An 18,700-nucleotide genomic window follows, 5' to 3' on the forward strand; every position below is an offset into this window, starting at 1 on the left:
TAACGAAGTTTGATGCAAATGTCAGATCGTATGCGCCTGTTAGGGCGCGGCTGGTAAGAGAGCCTTACAGGCGCATCAGAAAAACCTCCGGCTATGCCGGAGGATATTTATTTATTTCGGCTGTTTCTGGATGACGACGATGGGACGGCGTCTCAACGGGATTTATACGGCGGTTTCTGTGGTCACGCAGGTGATGACCGGGCGAGTAAAAGACGTATAAAAAATGCCGGAATATCCCCGGCATGAGCGACTGATGAGTAACCCGGCGCTTGATGGCGCTACGCTTATCAGGCCTACAGGATATAGTGGCAACCTGGTGATATTGCATAACCTGTAGGCCCGGTAAGGCGTGAAAGGTTACCGCATAAATGCCGGTTGTTTATTTTCGTACTCGGCAATCGCGTCTTCGTGCTGCAGCGTCAGCCCAATGCTGTCCAGACCGTTCAACATGCAGTGGCGGCGGAAGCCGTCGATTTTAAAGCTATAGGTTTTATCGCCTGCTTTCACCACCTGTGCTTCCAGATCCACTTCAAAATGAATCCCCGGATTGGCTTTCACCAGAGCAAACAGCTCATCGACCTGTGCGTCGCTCAGGGTTACCGGCAGCAGTTGGTTATTGAAACTGTTGCCGTAGAAAATGTCGGCGAAGCTTGGCGCGATCACCACTTTAAAGCCGTAATCGGTCAGCGCCCACGGCGCGTGTTCGCGTGACGAGCCGCAGCCAAAGTTTTCCCGCGCCAACAGTATCGACGCGCCTTGATATTCCGGAAAGTTCAACACGAATTCCGGATTTGGCTGTTGACCCTTTTCGTCCAGGAAACGCCAGTCGTTAAACAGATGGGCGCCAAAACCGGTGCGCGTAACCTTCTGCAAAAACTGTTTAGGGATAATTGCATCGGTATCGACGTTGGCGGCATCCAGTGGGACAACCAGGCCGGTATGCTGGGTAAATTTCTCTGCCATGGTAGTTTCCTTATTTGATGCTGCGAATATCGGCGAAGTGGCCGGTAACGGCGGCAGCGGCGGCCATCGCCGGGCTGACTAAATGCGTGCGACCCCCGCGGCCCTGACGACCTTCAAAGTTACGGTTGCTGGTGGAGGCGCAGCGCTCGCCCGGGTTCAGGCGGTCATTATTCATGGCCAGGCACATGGAACAGCCTGGTAAGCGCCATTCAAATCCTGCTTCGATAAAGATCTTGTCCAGACCTTCCGCTTCCGCCTGCGCTTTCACCGGACCTGAACCCGGCACCACCAGCGCCTGCACGCCAGGCGCAACTTTGCGCCCTTTGGCGACTTCCGCCGCCGCGCGCAAATCTTCAATACGCGAATTGGTACAAGAGCCGATAAAGACTTTATCAATAGCAACGTCTGTTAACGGTACGCCCGGCTGTAAGCCCATATAAGCCAGCGCTTTTTCGGCGCTGGCGCGCTCAACCGGATCGCTAAAAGAGGCGGGATCGGGGATGATGTCGGTGACGGAAATCACCTGGCCCGGATTAGTGCCCCAGGTCACCTGCGGCGCGATCTCTTCTGCTCGCAGGGTGACGACAGTATCAAAGGTCGCGCCGTCATCGGTTTTCAGCGTTTTCCAGTACTCGACGGCTTCGTCAAAATCGCGGCCCTTCGGCGCGTGCAAACGCCCTTTTACGTAGTTGAAAGTGGTTTCATCCGGGGCGACCAGACCGGCTTTGGCGCCCATCTCAATCGCCATATTGCACAGCGTCATGCGGCCTTCCATACTCAGCGCGCGGATAGCGTCGCCGCAAAATTCAACCACGTGTCCGGTGCCGCCGGCGCTACCGGTTTTACCGATGATCGCCAGCACGATGTCTTTGGCGGTAATGCCCGGCGCGGCGTTGCCCGTGACTTCAATCTTCATGGTTTTAGCGCGCCCCTGTTTCAGGGTTTGCGTCGCCAGTACATGTTCTACCTCAGAAGTGCCGATGCCGAAGGCCAACGCGCCAAACGCGCCGTGGGTAGCGGTGTGGGAGTCGCCGCAGACGATGGTCATACCCGGCAGGGTAACGCCCTGTTCCGGCCCCATCACATGGACGATGCCCTGATATGGGTGATTCAGGTCATACAGCTCGACGCCGAACTCGTTACAGTTCTTAATCAGCTCCTGCATCTGGATACGCGCCATTTCACCGGAAGCATTAATGTCTTTAGTCTGCGTCGAGACGTTGTGATCCATCGTGGCGAAGGTTTTCCCCGGCTGACGTACCGGACGATGGTGCGCGCGCAGACCGTCAAACGCCTGCGGCGAGGTCACTTCGTGTACCAGGTGGCGATCGATGTACAGCAGCGGCGTTTCGTTTGGCGCCTCAAAGACCACGTGGGCATCAAATAATTTTTCGTATAACGTTTTGGCCATGATTACACCCCTTCTGCGACATAGCGGGCGATAATATCGCCCATCTCATCGGTACTGACTGCGGCAGCGCCCCTGGCTAAATCGCCGGTGCGAACGCCCTCTTCTAATGCGCGATTGATCGCCTGTTCAATGGCTGTTGCCGCATCGTTGGCATCCAGGCTGTAGCGCAGCAGCAGCGCCAGCGACAGGATCTGCGCAATTGGATTGGCGATATTTTTCCCGGCGATATCCGGCGCGGAGCCGCCAGCCGGTTCATACAGGCCAAATCCTTGCTCGTTCAGGCTGGCGGAGGGCAACATCCCCATTGAGCCGGTGATCATGGCGCATTCGTCGGACAGAATGTCGCCGAACAGGTTAGAGCACAGCAGTACGTCAAACTGCGACGGGTCTTTAATCAACTGCATGGTGGCGTTATCGATATACATGTGCGCGAGTTCCACATCGGGATACGTTTTCGCGACATCGTTGACGATCTCACGCCACAGGATAGAGCTTTGCAGTACGTTGGCTTTATCAATAGAGGTGACTTTACGGCGGCGTTTACGCGCCGATTCAAAGGCGATACGGGCAATGCGCTCGATCTCAAAGCGGTGATAAACTTCGGTATCAAAGGCTTTTTCGTACTGACCGCTGCCTTCACGGCCTTTTGGCTGTCCGAAATAGATCCCGCCGGTCAGCTCGCGCACGCACAGGATATCGAAACCGTTAGCGGCGATATCGGCGCGCAACGGGCAAAATGCTTCCAGTCCCTGATACAGTTTCGCCGGACGCAGGTTACTGAATAATTTGAAATGTTTGCGCAGCGGCAGCAGGGCGCCGCGCTCTGGCTGGCTTTCCGGGGGCAAATTTTCCCATTTCGGGCCGCCGACGGAGCCAAACAGAATGGCATCCGCCTGCTCGCACCCTTCAACGGTGGCTTTCGGCAGTGGATGACCATGATTGTCGATAGCAATACCGCCGACGTCATAGCGGCTGGTGGTGATACGCATATCAAAACGGCTGCGTACCGCATCCATAACTTTCAGGGCTTGCGCCATGACTTCCGGGCCGATACCGTCGCCCGGCAGTACGGCAATATGATAGTTCTTCGACATTACACGGTTTCCTTGTTGTTCTCTTTATTTTGAGCTTTGCGTTGCAATTCTTTTTCAACTTCGGCGGCGCGCCAGATATTGTTCAGTACGTGCACCATCGCTTTGGCGGAGGATTCGACGATATCCGTCGCCAGCCCGACGCCGTGGAAGCGGCGACCATGATGGTTTACGACGATATCGACCTGACCCAGCGCGTCTTTGCCCTGGCCTTTGGCGTTCAGGTCGTATTTAACCAACTCAACGTCGTAGCCAGTGATGCGGTTAATCGCCTGATAGATGGCGTCGACCGGGCCGTTGCCGTTCGCCGCCTCGGCCTTGATCTCTTCACCACAGGCCAGCTTCACGGAAGCGGTGGCGATATCGCTGGAGCCGGACTGCACGCTGAAGTAATCCAGACGGAAATGCTCTGGTTCTTCTTGCTGTTTATTAATAAACGCCAGCGCTTCCAGGTCATAGTCGAACACCTGGCCTTTTTTGTCCGCCAGCTTCAGGAACGCGTCGTACAGGTGGTCCATGTTGTAGTCTGTGTCCTTGTAACCCATCTCTTCCATGCGATGTTTCACGGCGGCACGGCCAGAGCGGGAGGTCAGGTTCAGCTGTATCTGGTTCAGACCGATGGACTCTGGCGTCATGATTTCATAGTTTTCGCGGTTCTTGAGGACGCCATCCTGGTGTATGCCGGAAGAGTGGGCGAAAGCGCCGCTGCCGACAATCGCTTTGTTGGCCGGGATCGGCATGTTACAGATCTGGCTGACGGTCTGGCTGGTGCGCCAGATTTCGTGGTGATTGATGTTGGTGTGTACGTTCATGATGTCTTTGCGCACTTTAATCGCCATGATCACCTCTTCCAGCGCGCAGTTACCGGCACGTTCTCCGATACCGTTCATCGCGCCTTCAACCTGACGCGCGCCCGCATGTACTGCCGCCAGCGAGTTGCCTACCGCTATCCCTAAATCGTCGTGGGTATGAACGGAGATGATAGCTTTGTCGATATTGGGGACACGTTCATACAGACCGGAAATGATTCCCGCGAACTCAAACGGCATGGTATAGCCCACGGTATCGGGAATATTAATGGTTCTCGCGCCGGCGTTTATAGCGGCTTCCACCACGCGCGCCAGATCGTCAACAGGCGTCCGGCCAGCATCTTCGCAGGAGAACTCCACGTCATCAGTGTAATTACGCGCCCGCTTAACCATGTATACCGCGCGTTCGATGACCTCATCCAGCGTGCTGCGCAGCTTGGTGGCGATGTGCATTGGCGAGGTGGCGATAAAAGTATGGATACGAAACGCGTCGGCGACCTTCAGCGCCTGTGCCGCGACGTCGATGTCTTTTTCTACACAACGCGCCAGGGCGCAAACGCGGCTGTTTTTGATGGTGCGGGCGATGGTTTGGACAGATTCAAAATCACCCGGAGAAGAGACCGGGAAGCCCACTTCCATGACATCAACACCCATGCGCTCAAGGGCCAGGGCAATCTGCAGCTTCTCTTTCGCGCTCAGGCTGGCCTGTAACGCTTGTTCGCCGTCGCGTAAGGTCGTATCAAAAATAATGACTTGCTGGCTCATGATGTGGTCCTTGTCTCCAGGGGCGCCTTGCGTCAGGCATAAAAAAACCCGCGCAACGGCGCGGGTTTTGTTTGACTTCGAGCTGACTTAATGTTGAATGCCGCCCACCGGTCTACCGCGCACAATAAATGCGTTGAGTAGTAGTAGCCCAGTGAAACGAACGATATGTGACATTAATTCAGCTCCAGCGAATGCGATATGCTTTTAGTGGTACTGGATATGCCGTTTAATGTCAACTCTGATTTCTGTCGCCATTGCATTTTGTTGACGATATCCGGATACGTACTTTAGCTAATTGTGCTGGGCTGCGTGTCCAATAAAGGATAAAAGAACGAGTAGACATTCATACTTTTCATTGTTTGAAATATTTAGGCATTTTTGTTTGCAAATTGGTTAGGGGAATGGCCTGCTAAAGGTATGCAAAAGGTTTGGTTTATCTTTTTGATTTGTTTTATATTTTAACAAATAACCTTGTTTACTTAATGGATAAGGATAAAGTTATTGATAAATTAATGTTAACTTTTTAGCTATTAATAATATAAACATTTAATTAAAACTTAAATGATCATTCACTTGGTGTATGATTGTGTATTCGCCACAGTTATGGTTATATTGCTTGCGTAATTTAAACATTATGAATCGCAATGGTGTGACTCAGGACACATTACGCTTGCGCTGGCATTCTATTTGTCTCTGTCAGCGTCTTTATGTTTTCCGAATTTTAACGCTTTCCCTTTTTCTTATTTTATATGCATGGTAAATCATATTTTCAGGAATTATTTCTGCCTTCAGCCAGAAAAAGGGAGTTAAGCGTGACAGTGGAGTTAAATATGCCAGAGGTCAAAACCGAAAAGCCGCATCTTTTAGATATGGGCAAACCACAGCTTCGCATGGTTGATTTGAACCTATTGACCGTGTTCGATGCGGTAATGCAAGAGCAGAATATTACGCGCGCCGCCCACACGCTGGGAATGTCGCAGCCTGCGGTCAGTAACGCCGTAGCGCGTCTGAAGGTTATGTTTAATGACGAACTTTTTGTTCGATATGGACGAGGAATTCAGCCGACTGCCCGTGCATTTCAGTTATTTGGTTCAGTCCGTCAGGCGTTGCAATTGGTACAAAATGAATTGCCGGGATCGGGGTTTGAGCCGACCAGCAGCGAACGTGTATTCAATCTTTGCGTGTGCAGTCCGCTGGATAATATCCTGACGTCACAGATTTATAATCGTGTAGAAAAAATTGCGCCAAATATTCATGTCGTTTTTAAAGCGTCGTTGAATCAGAATACTGAGCATCAGCTACGCTATCAGGAAACCGAGTTCGTTATTAGTTATGAAGAATTCCGTCGTCCTGAGTTTACCAGCGTACCGCTATTTAAAGATGAAATGGTTTTAGTCGCCAGCCGAAAACACCCGCGTATTAGCGGCCCGCTACTGGAAGGCGATGTTTATAATGAACAACATGCGGTGGTTTCTCTCGATCGTTATGCGTCATTTAGTCAGCCGTGGTATGACACGCCGGATAAACAGTCGAGCGTGGCTTATCAGGGCATGGCGCTTATCAGCGTTCTGAACGTGGTTTCGCAGACGCATTTGGTCGCTATTGCCCCGCGCTGGCTGGCGGAAGAGTTTGCGGAGTCGCTGGAGCTACAAATACTACCGTTGCCTTTAAAACTGAATAGCCGGACATGCTACCTTTCCTGGCATGAAGCGGCTGGGCGTGATAAAGGGCATCAATGGATGGAAGATTTATTAGTTTCTGTTTGTAAGCGATAAAACCGGGCAGAATAAATCAGAAACAAATTCTGGTTTATTCTGCTTTTTAGCGTATATCAAAAATTTTATGCTGAATTAACGGTGAGCGATTCTTTTCGTCGTTGTGAAAAATAGATGAATTGCTGTAAGTCTGCATTTATAAGCGATTATTTATTACCTGGTGTGATTCAGACGGAGTATTTCTCCATTTCTTCTCTTCTTGCCTCCTGATTATTCTAACCTTCCCCATCTTTACGTCATTCCACCCAATTGCCAGGCGTGATAGCGAGCGGTTAAGGTGTCCGTCAAACCGTGATGACAGGTATAAAGTGGAGGCAAGCCGTGGAGATGTTGTCTGGAGCCGAGATGGTCGTCCGATCGCTTATCGATCAAGGCGTAAAGCAGGTGTTCGGCTATCCTGGAGGCGCAGTGCTTGATATTTATGATGCGCTACATACCGTTGGAGGGATCGATCATGTGCTGGTGCGTCATGAGCAGGCCGCGGTGCATATGGCGGATGGCCTGGCGCGAGCCACTGGCGACGTTGGCGTGGTGCTGGTGACTTCCGGACCGGGAGCGACCAATGCGATTACCGGGATTGCTACGGCCTATATGGATTCCATTCCGCTGGTGATTCTTTCCGGCCAGGTCGCCACCTCATTGATTGGCTATGATGCCTTTCAGGAGTGCGACATGGTGGGGATTTCCCGACCGGTGGTCAAACATAGCTTCCTGGTCAAACAGACGGAAGATATACCCCAGGTGCTTAAAAAGGCCTTCTGGCTGGCGGCAAGCGGACGTCCTGGGCCGGTGGTCGTGGATTTGCCGAAAGATATTTTGAATCCGGCGAAAAAAATGCCGTATGCCTGGCCGGAGACAGTCAGTATGCGCTCTTACAATCCCACAACATCAGGACATAAAGGACAAATTAAGCGTGCCTTGCAAACGCTGGCGTCGGCAAAAAAGCCGGTGGTCTACGTTGGGGGAGGGGCGATAAGCGCGGCCTGCTATGCGCCGCTGCGCCACATCATTGAAACCTTTAACCTGCCGGTGGTCTCTTCATTAATGGGACTGGGCGCGTTTCCTGCTACTCATCGCCAGTCGTTAGGAATGCTGGGAATGCATGGCACTTATGAAGCCAATATGACCATGCATAACGCCGACGTGATTTTCGCTGTTGGCGTACGATTTGACGACCGCACGACGAATAATCTCGCTAAATATTGTCCGAACGCGACGGTATTACACATCGACATTGACCCGACGTCCATATCCAAAACGGTTAACGCTGATATCCCGGTGGTGGGCGATGCCCGCCTGGTACTGGAACAAATGCTGGAGCTACTGGCGCAGGATGCGCCGTCTCAGCCGCAGGATGATATTCGCGACTGGTGGCAGCAGATAGAGAGCTGGCGCGCCCGTCAGTGCCTGAAATATGACGCGGAAAGCGAAAGCATTAAACCCCAGGCGGTGATTGAAACCCTCTGGCGTCTGACGAAGGGCGACGCGTACGTGACGTCCGATGTAGGACAACATCAGATGTTTGCCGCCCTCTATTACCCGTTCGATAAACCACGTCGCTGGATTAATTCCGGCGGGCTCGGCACGATGGGTTTTGGCCTACCGGCTGCGCTGGGCGTTAAAATGGCCCTGCCGAAAGAAATGGTGGTCTGCGTGACCGGCGATGGCAGCATACAGATGAACATTCAGGAGCTGTCGACAGCCTTACAGTATGAACTGCCGGTACTGGTTTTGAACCTGAACAACCGTTATCTGGGGATGGTGAAACAGTGGCAGGATATGATCTATTCCGGTCGCCATTCTCAGTCTTATATGCAGTCGTTACCGGATTTTGTGCGCCTGGCGGAAGCATATGGTCATGTCGGGCTGCAGATTAACCGTCCGGATGAGCTGGAAAGTAAACTCAGCGAAGCCCTTGAGCATGTGCGTAATAACCGACTGGTGTTCGTCGATGTCACCGTTGATGGCAGCGAGCATGTCTATCCGATGCAGATTCGCGGGGGCGGGATGGACGAAATGTGGTTAAGCAAAACGGAGAGGACCTGATGATGCGCCGGATTTTATCGGTATTACTGGAAAACGAATCTGGGGCGTTATCGCGGGTTATCGGCCTCTTTTCGCAACGCGGATATAATATTGAAAGCCTGACCGTCGCGCCGACAGACGATCCGACGTTGTCGCGCATGACTATCCAGACGGTAGGCGATGAAAAAGTGCTTGAGCAAATTGAAAAGCAACTGCACAAGCTGGTTGATGTGCTGCGCGTCAGCGAGCTGGGTCAGGGAGCGCACGTTGAGCGGGAAATCATGCTGGTGAAAATCCAGGCCAGCGGCTACGGACGGGAAGAGGTGAAGCGTAATACGGAAATTTTCCGTGGTCAGATTATTGACGTTACGCCAACGTTGTATACCGTTCAACTGGCGGGCACCAGCGATAAACTGGATGCTTTTCTGGCCTCGCTGCGCGACGTGGCGAAAATTGTTGAAGTGGCGCGTTCAGGCGTCGTCGGGCTTTCGCGCGGCGATAAGATTATGCGCTGAGCAGATTCGCCGGATGACGACGCGCTTGCGTTTTATCCGGTCTACAGGCTGATATCTGGCCCAGGTCCGATAAGCGTAGCGCCATCAGGCAGGTTTGCCGGATATCAGCCAACAGGAATTATCGCCCAACCCAATATCACCGGTTGGGCTTTTTTTTGCGAAATCCGTGGTAACCCGGAATAAAAGCGGTTGCCGGAGTGATCAAACTGCGCTTAGATGTTAACGATTTTAACCCATGCCGACATAAAGGTTATGGTTTGTACAATTTACACAAGGGGCAATTGTGAAACTGGATGAAATCGCTCGGCTGGCCGGTGTCTCGCGCACAACTGCAAGCTACGTTATAAACGGTAAAGCAAAGCAATACCGCGTGAGCGACAAAACCGTAGAAAAAGTCATGGCGGTAGTGCGTGAGCACAATTACCATCCTAACGCTGTGGCTGCCGGGCTGCGTGCTGGACGCACACGTTCCATTGGTCTGGTGATCCCGGACCTTGAAAACACGAGCTACACCCGTATCGCAAACTATCTTGAGCGCCAGGCACGCCAGCGTGGCTACCAACTGCTGATCGCCTGTTCTGAAGATCAGCCGGATAACGAAATGCGCTGCATTGAGCACCTTTTGCAACGCCAGGTGGATGCAATCATTGTTTCAACTTCGTTACCGCCGGAGCATCCCTTCTATCAGCGCTGGGCCAACGATCCGTTCCCCATCGTCGCGCTCGACCGCGCGCTGGATCGCGAACATTTCACCAGCGTGGTCGGCGCCGATCAGGATGATGCCGAGATGTTGGCGGAAGAGCTGCGTAAATTCCCGGCGGAAACGGTGCTTTATTTGGGCGCGCTGCCGGAGTTGTCCGTCAGTTTCCTGCGCGAGCAGGGGTTCCGCACCGCATGGAAAGACGATCCGCGGGAGGTGAATTTCTTATATGCCAACAGCTATGAGCGCGAAGCCGCCGCGCAGTTGTTTGAGAAATGGCTGGAAACGCATCCTATGCCGCAGGCGCTCTTTACGACATCGTTCGCGCTATTACAGGGCGTGATGGACGTAACGCTGCGGCGCGATGGAAAACTGCCTTCGGATTTAGCGATTGCGACCTTCGGCGATCATGAGCTGCTGGATTTTCTGCAATGCCCGGTACTGGCGGTGGCGCAGCGTCATCGTGATGTCGCGGAACGCGTGCTGGAGATTGTGCTGGCAAGTCTTGATGAACCGCGTAAACCGAAACCCGGCTTAACGCGTATTCGGCGAAACCTGTATCGTCGCGGCATTCTGAGCCGTAGCTAAAGGACCGGCGGTAAAAGACTCTCTCTTCTGCCGCCGTCAAACAAATGCGTATCAGTAAAAATATCCCTTAAATAATTAAGATTATTCCTTAAAATTATCCGAAAATTCTTTTTTATTACCTTTCTTTTGTCCGAAATCGTCCACATTCCACTAATTAAGACGTAACGAGTCTTTTCCTTTGTATTGTTTTGTTACAAGCAGGCAAGAAATCGTCGAATTAACAGCCACTTTTTGTCTTTGGCGCGACAGTCGCTCGTAGGCGCTGGTATAGCAGGCACCGCACACGTTAAACAGGCACTGTTAACACGGTGCAATATGTCCTAAAATGCCGCTCGCGTCGCAAACTGACACTTTATATTTTTCTCGGATTATATTGAGTCCGTTTTAAACGGCGGTGGGCCTTTGGTTTTTTTCTTACAAATATTCATAACGTTAATTTGGCTTGCACGCTGGGCGGAAATTAATCAACGCAGATATTCGCCGTAAACATTGGCTTTTTTACTTAGGTAAGCGTTGTGACTTGCTTGACAAGCTTTTCCTCCGCTCCGTAAACTCCTTCGAGTGGGAATTTGTGGGATAAAGTGGTAAGAAGGGGTGAGACTGGCATGTTCCGGGGGGCAACGTTAGTCAATCTCGACAGTAAAGGGCGCCTGACCGTGCCGACCCGTTATCGGGAGCAACTGATCGAGAGCGCTACCGGTCAAATGGTATGTACCATTGACATCCATCACCCATGCCTGCTGCTTTACCCCCTGCCTGAATGGGAAATTATTGAGCAAAAGTTATCTCGTCTGTCGAGCATGAACCCGGTAGAACGTCGCGTACAGCGTTTACTGTTGGGCCATGCCAGCGAATGTCAGATGGATGGTGCAGGTCGATTACTGATCGCGCCAGTTCTGCGGCAACATGCCGGACTGACGAAAGAAGTGATGCTGGTTGGACAGTTCAACAAATTTGAGCTGTGGGATGAAACGACCTGGTATCAACAGGTCAAGGAAGATATCGACGCTGAACAGTCAGCTACCGAAACGTTATCGGAGCGGCTGCAGGACTTGTCTCTATAAGATGATGGAAAATTTTAAACACACTACGGTACTGTTGGATGAAGCCGTTAATGGGCTGAATATTCGTCCGGATGGTATCTATATTGATGGCACATTTGGTCGCGGCGGCCACTCGCGCCTGATCCTCGCGCAGCTGGGCGAAGAGGGGCGCTTGCTGGCGATCGATCGCGATCCGCAGGCGATCGCCGTTGCGCAGTCCATTAATGATCCTCGCTTCTCCATCATTCATGGACCTTTTTCCGCGTTGGCTGATTATGTAGCCGAGCGCGAGCTTACCGGCAAGATTGACGGGATCCTTCTCGATCTTGGCGTCTCTTCTCCGCAGCTTGACGATGCGGAGCGCGGTTTTTCATTTATGCGCGACGGTCCGCTGGATATGCGAATGGACCCGACGCGCGGCCAGTCTGCCGCCGAGTGGTTACAAACGGCGGAGGAGGCGGATATCGCTTGGGTGCTGAAAACATTCGGCGAGGAGCGTTTTGCCAAACGTATTGCTCGCGCCATTGTTGAGCGCAATCGCGAACAGCCGATGACCCGCACCAAAGAGCTGGCGGAGGTGGTTGCGGCGGCGACCCCGGTAAAAGACAAATTCAAACATCCCGCGACCCGTACCTTCCAGGCGGTGCGCATCTGGGTAAACAGTGAACTGGAGGAGATAGAGCAGGCGCTAAAAAGCTCGCTCAGCGTACTGGCCCCAGGCGGGCGGCTTTCAATCATCAGTTTCCACTCGCTGGAAGACCGTATTGTGAAACGCTTTATGCGTGAGCAAAGCCGCGGTCCGCAGGTACCGGCTGGATTACCGATGACGGAAGCGCAGCTCAAAAAACTGGGCGGTCGTGAGTTACGAGCGTTAGGCAAGTTGATGCCGGGTGAAAAAGAGGTCGCTGAAAATCCTCGGGCCCGTAGTTCAGTTCTGCGTATCGCAGAGAGGACGAACGCATGATCAGCAGAGTGACAGAAGCCCTAAGCAAAGTTAAGGGATCGATAGGAAGCAACGAGCGCCATGCCTTGCCTGGCGTGATCGGTGACGATCTTTTGCGGTTCGGGAAGCTGCCACTCTGCTTGTTCATTTGCATCATTTTAACGGCGGTGACGGTGGTCACGACGGCGCACCATACTCGTTTACTCACCGCGCAGCGTGAACAACTGGTTCTGGAGCGCGATGCATTGGACATTGAATGGCGCAACCTGATCCTTGAAGAAAATGCGCTCGGCGATCACAGCCGGGTAGAGCGGATCGCAACGGAAAAGCTGCAAATGCAGCATGTTGATCCGTCCCAAGAAAATATCGTAGTGCAAAAATAAGGATAAACGCGACGCATGAAAGCAGCGGCAAAAACGCAAAAATCGAAACGCCAGGAAGAACAGACCAACTTCATCAGTTGGCGTTTTGCGTTGCTGTGCGGCTGTATTTTACTGGCGCTGGTTTTTTTACTTGGACGCGCGGCGTGGCTACAGATTATCGCCCCGGATATGCTGGTGCGTCAGGGTGATATGCGTTCGCTGCGTGTTCAGGAAGTCTCCACCTCACGCGGTATGATTACCGACCGTTCCGGGCGTCCACTGGCGGTCAGCGTACCGGTTAAGGCGATCTGGGCCGACCCGAAAGAAGTTCATGACGCCGGCGGCATCAGCGTTGGCGATCGCTGGAAAGCGCTTTCTACTGCGCTCAATATTCCGCTCGATCAGCTCTCCGCCCGTATCAACGCCAACCCGAAAGGGCGTTTTATTTATCTGGCGCGCCAGGTAAATCCTGACATGGCGGACTACATCAAAAAACTCAAACTGCCGGGCATTCATTTGCGTGAAGAGTCCCGCCGCTACTACCCGTCAGGAGAAGTAACCGCTCACCTCATCGGTTTTACCAACGTCGACAGTCAGGGGATTGAAGGCGTTGAAAAGAGCTTTGATAAGTGGCTTACCGGTCAGCCTGGCGAGCGAATCGTGCGTAAAGACCGCTATGGCCGCGTGATTGAGGATATCTCCTCCACTGACAGTCAGGCAGCGCACAACCTGGCGTTAAGCATTGATGAACGCTTACAGGCGCTGGTTTACCGCGAACTGAACAACGCGGTGGCGTTTAACAAGGCGGAATCCGGTAGCGCGGTGCTGGTCGATGTCAATACCGGTGAAGTACTGGCGATGGCGAATAGCCCTTCCTATAACCCCAACAACCTTGCCGGTACGCCGAAAGACGCGATGCGTAACCGTACCATCACCGACGTGTTTGAACCGGGTTCTACGGTTAAGCCGATGGTGGTAATGACTGCGCTTCAGCGCGGTATCGTCAACGAAAATACGGTGTTGAATACCGTTCCATACCGAATTAACGGCCACGAAATTAAAGACGTGGCGCGCTACAGCGAATTAACCCTGACCGGGGTTCTACAGAAGTCGAGTAACGTCGGTGTATCCAAACTGGCGTTAGCGATGCCGTCCTCAGCGTTAGTAGATACTTACTCACGTTTTGGGCTAGGAAAGGCGACCAATTTGGGGTTGGTCGGAGAACGCAGTGGCTTATATCCTCAAAAACAACGGTGGTCCGACATAGAGAGGGCCACCTTCTCTTTCGGCTACGGGCTAATGGTAACGCCGTTACAGTTAGCGCGAGTCTATGCAACGATCGGCAGCTATGGCATTTATCGCCCGCTGTCGATTACCAAAGTTGATCCGCCTGTACCCGGCGAACGCATCTTCCCTGAATCCACCGTACGCACCGTGGTGCATATGATGGAAAGCGTGGCGCTGCCGGGCGGCGGCGGCGTGAAGGCGGCAATTAAAGGCTACCGTATCGCGATTAAAACCGGTACGGCGAAAAAAGTGGGGCCGGACGGTCGCTACATCAACAAATACATTGCTTACACCGCAGGCGTCGCGCCTGCGAGTCAGCCGCGCTTCGCGCTGGTGGTTGTCATCAACGATCCGCAGGCGGGTAAATACTACGGCGGCGCCGTTTCCGCGCCGGTATTTGGTGCCATCATGGGCGGCGTTCTGCGCACCATGAACATCGAACCGGACGCGCTGGCAACGGGCGAAAAAAATGAATTCGTAATTAATCAAGGCGAGGGAACAGGTGGCAGATCGTAATTTGCGCGACCTTCTTGCTCCGTGGGTGGCTGGACTACCCGCGCGAGAACTGCGAGAGATGACGCTCGACAGCCGTGTGGCTGCGGCGGGCGATCTCTTTGTGGCAGTGGTGGGTCATCAGGCGGACGGGCGTCGATATATCCCGCAGGCGATAGCGCAAGGCGTAGCTGCCATTATTGCAGAGGCGAAAGACGAGGCGACCGACGGTGAGATTCGCGAAATGCACGGCGTACCGGTCGTCTATCTCAGCCAGCTCAATGAGCGTTTATCTGCGCTGGCGGGCCGCTTTTACCATGAGCCATCTGAAAACATGCGTCTGGTGGCGGTGACCGGCACCAATGGCAAGACCACCACCACCCAACTACTGGCGCAGTGGAGCCAGTTGCTCGGCGAAACCAGCGCAGTGATGGGGACGGTAGGTAACGGACTGTTGGGTAAAGTGATCCCGACGGAGAACACAACCGGTTCCGCAGTGGATGTTCAGCATGTGCTGGCCAATCTGGTTGCGCAGGGCGCGACCTTCGGCGCGATGGAAGTCTCTTCTCACGGCCTGGTGCAGCATCGCGTGGCGGCGCTGAAATTTGCCGCCTCCGTGTTTACTAATTTGAGCCGCGACCATCTCGACTATCATGGCGATATGGCGCATTACGAGGCGGCAAAATGGATGCTTTATTCCACCCACCATCACGGTCAGGCAATCGTCAACGCCGATGATGAAGTTGGACGCCGCTGGCTGGCGTCGCTACCCGATGCGGTCGCAGTATCGATGGAAGGGCATATCAACCCTAACTGTCACGGTCGTTGGCTGAAAGCGGAGGCGGTGGAGTACCACGACCGCGGAGCGACGATTCGTTTTGCTTCAAGTTGGGGTGAAGGCGAAATCGAAAGCCGCCTGATGGGCGCGTTTAACGTCAGCAACTTACTGCTGGCATTGGCGACGCTGCTGGCGCTGGGCTATCCGTTAACGGATTTGCTGAAAACCGCCGCGCGTTTGCAGCCGGTTTGCGGGCGTATGGAAGTGTTCACTGCGCCAGGCAAACCGACGGTGGTGGTGGATTACGCGCACACGCCGGATGCGCTGGAAAAAGCGTTGCAGGCGGCGCGCCTGCACTGCGCCGGAAAATTGTGGTGCGTCTTTGGCTGTGGCGGGGATCGTGACAAAGGTAAGCGCCCACTCATGGGGGCCATTGCCGAAGAATTCGCGGATATCGTCGTGGTGACTGACGATAACCCGCGTACCGAGGAGCCGCGCGCCATTATCAACGATATTCTGGCCGGAATGCTGGACGCCGGGCAGGTCAGGGTAATGGAAGGCCGCGCTGAGGCGGTAACCAATGCCATTATGCAGGCAAAAGACAATGACGTCGTGCTGATTGCAGGTAAAGGGCACGAGGATTACCAGATTGTCGGCACGCAGCGTCTTGATTATTCAGACCGCGTGACCGCAGCGCGTTTGCTGGGGGTGATCGCATGATTAGCGTAACGCTCAGCAAAATTGCCGATGTCCTTGGCGCCGAACACCGCGGGGCGGATCTCACGCTCGATACGGTCATTACCGACACACGGAAAGTGACGCCGGGATGCCTGTTCGTGGCGCTGAAAGGGGAACGCTTTGATGCGCATGATTTTGCTGATAAAGCAAAAGCGAACGGCGCTGGCGCCCTGCTGGTCAGTCGTCCTCTGGATATCGATCTTCCGCAGGTGATTGTAAAAGACACGCGTCAGGCATTTGGCCAACTGGCCGCCTGGGTACGTATGCAGGTACCGGCGCGGGTGGTGGCGTTAACCGGTTCGTCCGGCAAAACCTCGGTCAAAGAGATGACCGCCGCGATTCTTAGCCAGTGCGGAAATACTCTGTATACCGCAGGCAATTTTAACAACGACATCGGCGTGCCGATAACGCTGCTGCGCTTAAACCATGATTATGACTATGCGGTAATCGAGTTAGGCGCTAATCACCAGGGAGAAATCGCCTGGACCGTTAGCCTGACGCGCCCGGAAGCGGCGCTGGTCAATAACCTGGCGGCGGCGCATCTGGAAGGTTTCGGCTCGCTGGCCGGCGTGGCGAAAGCGAAAGGCGAAATCTATACCGGTTTGCCTGAGAACGGTATCGCGATTATGAATGCCGATAATAATGACTGGCTGAACTGGCAAAGCATTATTGGCGATCGTCAGGTGTGGCGCTTTTCGCCGAATGCGGCAAACAGCGACTTTACCGCTGCGAATATTCACGTGACGTCACACGGTACTGAATTTACCCTGCAAACGCCGATGGGCAGCATTGATGTGCTGCTGCCGTTGCCGGGGCGGCACAATATTGCCAACGCGCTGGCGGCCGCTGCTTTATCAATGGCGGTGGGGGCTACGCTGACGGCGATTAAAGCAGGGCTGGCGGCGTTAAAAGCCGTACCCGGGCGTCTGTTCCCGATTCAGCTAAGTGAAAACCAACTGGTACTGGATGACGCTTATAACGCCAACGTCGGTTCGATGACCGCCGCAGTGCAGGTCCTTTCTGAAATGCCCGGCTACCGTGTGCTGGTGGTAGGCGATATGGCCGAGCTGGGCGCAGAAAGCGAAGCGTGCCACATCCAGGTTGGCGAGGCCGCAAAAGCGGCGGGTATTGATCGCGTGTTAAGCACCGGAAAACTCAGTCAGGCTATCAGCCACGCCAGCGGCGTCGGCGAACATTTTGCCGATAAAGCCGCGCTCATTGCGCGTTTACACGCTCTGCTTCAGGAGCAACCAATGATGACTATTTTAGTGAAAGGATCACGCAGCGCCGCGATGGAAGATGTGGTTCATGCGTTACAGGAGAAAGGTTCATGTTAGTTTGGCTGGCCGAGCATTTGGTCAAATATTATTCCGGCTTTAACGTCTTTTCTTATCTGACGTTTCGCGCCATCGTCAGCCTGTTGACCGCGCTGTTCATCTCTTTATGGATGGGCCCGCGTATGATCGCTCGTCTGCAAAAACTCTCTTTTGGCCAGGTGGTACGTAACGATGGCCCGGAATCGCACTTCAGTAAACGCGGTACGCCGACGATGGGCGGCATCATGATCCTGACGGCGATTGTGATTTCCGTTCTGTTATGGGCTTACCCGTCTAATCCGTACGTCTGGTGCGTGCTGGTGGTATTGATTGGCTACGGCATTATCGGTTTTGTCGATGACTACCGCAAAGTGGTGCGGAAAGATACCAAAGGGCTGATTGCGCGCTGGAAATATTTCTGGATGTCGGTTATCGCGCTCGGCGTGGCCTTTGCGCTTTATCTCGTCGGGAAAGACACGCCCGCGACCCAACTGGTGGTGCCGTTCTTTAAAGATGTTATGCCGCAATTGGGGCTGTTTTACATTCTGCTGTCCTACTTTGTCATCGTCGGTACGGGTAACGCCGTGAACCTGACCGACGGGCTTGATGGTCTGGCGATTATGCCGACTGTCTTCGTTGCCGCCGGCTTTGCGCTGGTGGCCTGGGCGACCGGGAACATGAACTTCGCCAATTACCTGCATATTCCGTATTTACGCCATGCGGGCGAGCTGGTGATTGTCTGTACGGCGATTGTCGGCGCGGGATTAGGATTCTTGTGGTTTAACACCTATCCGGCGCAGGTTTTTATGGGCGATGTCGGATCGCTGGCGTTGGGCGGCGCGTTGGGCATTATCGCCGTGCTGCTGCGTCAGGAATTTCTGCTGGTGATCATGGGCGGCGTCTTTGTGGTGGAAACTCTGTCGGTCATCCTGCAGGTGGGTTCCTTTAAACTACGCGGACAGCGTATTTTCCGTATGGCGCCTATCCATCACCACTATGAACTGAAAGGCTGGCCGGAACCGCGCGTGATTGTGCGCTTCTGGATTATTTCGCTGATGCTGGTGCTGATTGGCCTGGCAACGCTGAAGGTACGTTAATC

At 53.6% G+C, this 18,700-nt stretch carries 16 protein-coding genes; 11 read left to right on the top strand and 5 right to left on the bottom strand.

What is annotated here, in order from left to right; translation table 11 throughout:
* Positions 1–357: 357 nt before the first annotated feature.
* The 5 genes from leuD to leuL form a co-directional block, all read right to left on the bottom strand.
* The gene (gene leuD / locus NA197_RS19380; protein ID WP_064043210.1) at positions 358–963 is read right to left on the bottom strand and encodes a 3-isopropylmalate dehydratase small subunit; all 606 of its coding nucleotides are present in this window, start codon (positions 961–963) and stop codon (positions 358–360) included.
* 10 nt (positions 964–973) lie between these two features.
* Complete coding sequence (gene leuC / locus NA197_RS19385; RefSeq protein WP_001140632.1) at positions 974–2,374, bottom strand: 3-isopropylmalate dehydratase large subunit; 1,401 nt, start codon at positions 2,372–2,374, stop codon at positions 974–976.
* 2 nt (positions 2,375–2,376) lie between these two features.
* Positions 2,377–3,468 (bottom strand): 3-isopropylmalate dehydrogenase, encoded by a 1,092-nt coding sequence (gene leuB / locus NA197_RS19390; RefSeq protein WP_000042336.1) that lies wholly within the window; start codon positions 3,466–3,468, stop codon positions 2,377–2,379.
* Positions 3,468–5,039 (bottom strand): 2-isopropylmalate synthase, encoded by a 1,572-nt coding sequence (gene leuA, locus NA197_RS19395; protein ID WP_000082819.1) that lies wholly within the window; start codon positions 5,037–5,039, stop codon positions 3,468–3,470. Before leuA ends, leuB begins: the two co-directional genes overlap by 1 nt.
* 87 nt (positions 5,040–5,126) lie before the next feature.
* Entirely contained in the window at positions 5,127–5,213 is an 87-nt protein-coding gene (gene leuL / locus NA197_RS19400; RefSeq protein ID WP_001575587.1) for a leu operon leader peptide, read from the bottom strand.
* A gap of 656 nt (positions 5,214–5,869) precedes the next feature.
* Here leuL and leuO point away from each other — a divergent pair.
* The 11 genes from leuO to mraY all read left to right on the top strand — a co-directional run bounded on the left by leuO (position 5,870) and on the right by mraY (position 18,698).
* Positions 5,870–6,814: a transcriptional regulator LeuO gene (gene leuO, locus NA197_RS19405; RefSeq protein WP_001115421.1), complete on the top strand. Its 945-nt coding sequence runs from the start codon at positions 5,870–5,872 to the stop codon at positions 6,812–6,814.
* A gap of 321 nt (positions 6,815–7,135) precedes the next feature.
* Entirely contained in the window at positions 7,136–8,860 is a 1,725-nt protein-coding gene (gene ilvI, locus NA197_RS19410) for an acetolactate synthase 3 large subunit (RefSeq protein WP_001748923.1), read from the top strand.
* Positions 8,861–8,862: 2 nt separating this feature from the next.
* On the top strand, positions 8,863–9,354 hold the full coding sequence (gene ilvN / locus NA197_RS19415; RefSeq protein ID WP_001563086.1) for an acetolactate synthase small subunit: 492 nt from the start codon (positions 8,863–8,865) through the stop codon (positions 9,352–9,354).
* Positions 9,355–9,637: 283 nt separating this feature from the next.
* Positions 9,638–10,642 carry a catabolite repressor/activator gene (gene cra, locus NA197_RS19420; RefSeq protein WP_000762406.1) on the top strand — a complete coding sequence of 335 codons (1,005 nt, stop codon included), beginning with the start codon at positions 9,638–9,640 and terminating at the stop codon, positions 10,640–10,642.
* A gap of 605 nt (positions 10,643–11,247) precedes the next feature.
* A complete protein-coding gene (mraZ, locus tag NA197_RS19425) occupies positions 11,248–11,706 on the top strand; it encodes a division/cell wall cluster transcriptional repressor MraZ (RefSeq protein WP_000488294.1) in 459 nt (152 codons plus the stop codon).
* 1 nt (position 11,707) lies between these two features.
* Positions 11,708–12,649 carry a 16S rRNA (cytosine(1402)-N(4))-methyltransferase RsmH gene (rsmH, locus tag NA197_RS19430; RefSeq protein ID WP_064043211.1) on the top strand — a complete coding sequence of 314 codons (942 nt, stop codon included), beginning with the start codon at positions 11,708–11,710 and terminating at the stop codon, positions 12,647–12,649.
* Positions 12,646–13,011, top strand: a complete 366-nt coding sequence (gene ftsL, locus NA197_RS19435) for a cell division protein FtsL (RefSeq protein ID WP_000625651.1) — start codon at positions 12,646–12,648, stop codon at positions 13,009–13,011. The genes rsmH and ftsL overlap by 4 nt, the downstream gene beginning before the upstream one ends.
* A 15-nt stretch (positions 13,012–13,026) precedes the next feature.
* Entirely contained in the window at positions 13,027–14,793 is a 1,767-nt protein-coding gene (ftsI, locus tag NA197_RS19440; RefSeq protein ID WP_000642235.1) for a peptidoglycan glycosyltransferase FtsI, read from the top strand.
* A complete protein-coding gene (murE, locus tag NA197_RS19445) occupies positions 14,780–16,267 on the top strand; it encodes a UDP-N-acetylmuramoyl-L-alanyl-D-glutamate--2,6-diaminopimelate ligase (protein ID WP_024146780.1) in 1,488 nt (495 codons plus the stop codon). Before ftsI ends, murE begins: the two co-directional genes overlap by 14 nt.
* A complete protein-coding gene (gene murF, locus NA197_RS19450) occupies positions 16,264–17,622 on the top strand; it encodes a UDP-N-acetylmuramoyl-tripeptide--D-alanyl-D-alanine ligase (protein ID WP_000626636.1) in 1,359 nt (452 codons plus the stop codon). Before murE ends, murF begins: the two co-directional genes overlap by 4 nt.
* The gene (gene mraY, locus NA197_RS19455) at positions 17,616–18,698 is read left to right on the top strand and encodes a phospho-N-acetylmuramoyl-pentapeptide-transferase (protein ID WP_000964138.1); all 1,083 of its coding nucleotides are present in this window, start codon (positions 17,616–17,618) and stop codon (positions 18,696–18,698) included. Before murF ends, mraY begins: the two co-directional genes overlap by 7 nt.
* The last annotated feature ends 2 nt before the right edge of the window (positions 18,699–18,700 follow it).

The sequence above is a fragment of the Salmonella sp. NW884 genome (assembly GCF_051700745.1).
Lineage (GTDB): Bacteria > Pseudomonadota > Gammaproteobacteria > Enterobacterales > Enterobacteriaceae > Salmonella > Salmonella enterica.

Coding starts and splice junctions, on each gene's coding strand:
- murF (WP_000626636.1), top strand. CDS start 16,264: ATGATTAGCGTAACGCTCAGCAAAATTGCCGATGTCCTTGGCGCCGAA.
- ftsL (WP_000625651.1), top strand. CDS start 12,646: ATGATCAGCAGAGTGACAGAAGCCCTAAGCAAAGTTAAGGGATCGATA.
- leuB (WP_000042336.1), bottom strand. CDS start 3,468: ATGTCGAAGAACTATCATATTGCCGTACTGCCGGGCGACGGTATCGGC.
- leuC (WP_001140632.1), bottom strand. CDS start 2,374: ATGGCCAAAACGTTATACGAAAAATTATTTGATGCCCACGTGGTCTTT.
- mraY (WP_000964138.1), top strand. CDS start 17,616: ATGTTAGTTTGGCTGGCCGAGCATTTGGTCAAATATTATTCCGGCTTT.
- ilvN (WP_001563086.1), top strand. CDS start 8,863: ATGCGCCGGATTTTATCGGTATTACTGGAAAACGAATCTGGGGCGTTA.
- rsmH (WP_064043211.1), top strand. CDS start 11,708: ATGATGGAAAATTTTAAACACACTACGGTACTGTTGGATGAAGCCGTT.
- leuD (WP_064043210.1), bottom strand. CDS start 963: ATGGCAGAGAAATTTACCCAGCATACCGGCCTGGTTGTCCCACTGGAT.
- leuL (WP_001575587.1), bottom strand. CDS start 5,213: ATGTCACATATCGTTCGTTTCACTGGGCTACTACTACTCAACGCATTT.
- leuO (WP_001115421.1), top strand. CDS start 5,870: ATGCCAGAGGTCAAAACCGAAAAGCCGCATCTTTTAGATATGGGCAAA.
- ftsI (WP_000642235.1), top strand. CDS start 13,027: ATGAAAGCAGCGGCAAAAACGCAAAAATCGAAACGCCAGGAAGAACAG.
- leuA (WP_000082819.1), bottom strand. CDS start 5,039: ATGAGCCAGCAAGTCATTATTTTTGATACGACCTTACGCGACGGCGAA.
- mraZ (WP_000488294.1), top strand. CDS start 11,248: ATGTTCCGGGGGGCAACGTTAGTCAATCTCGACAGTAAAGGGCGCCTG.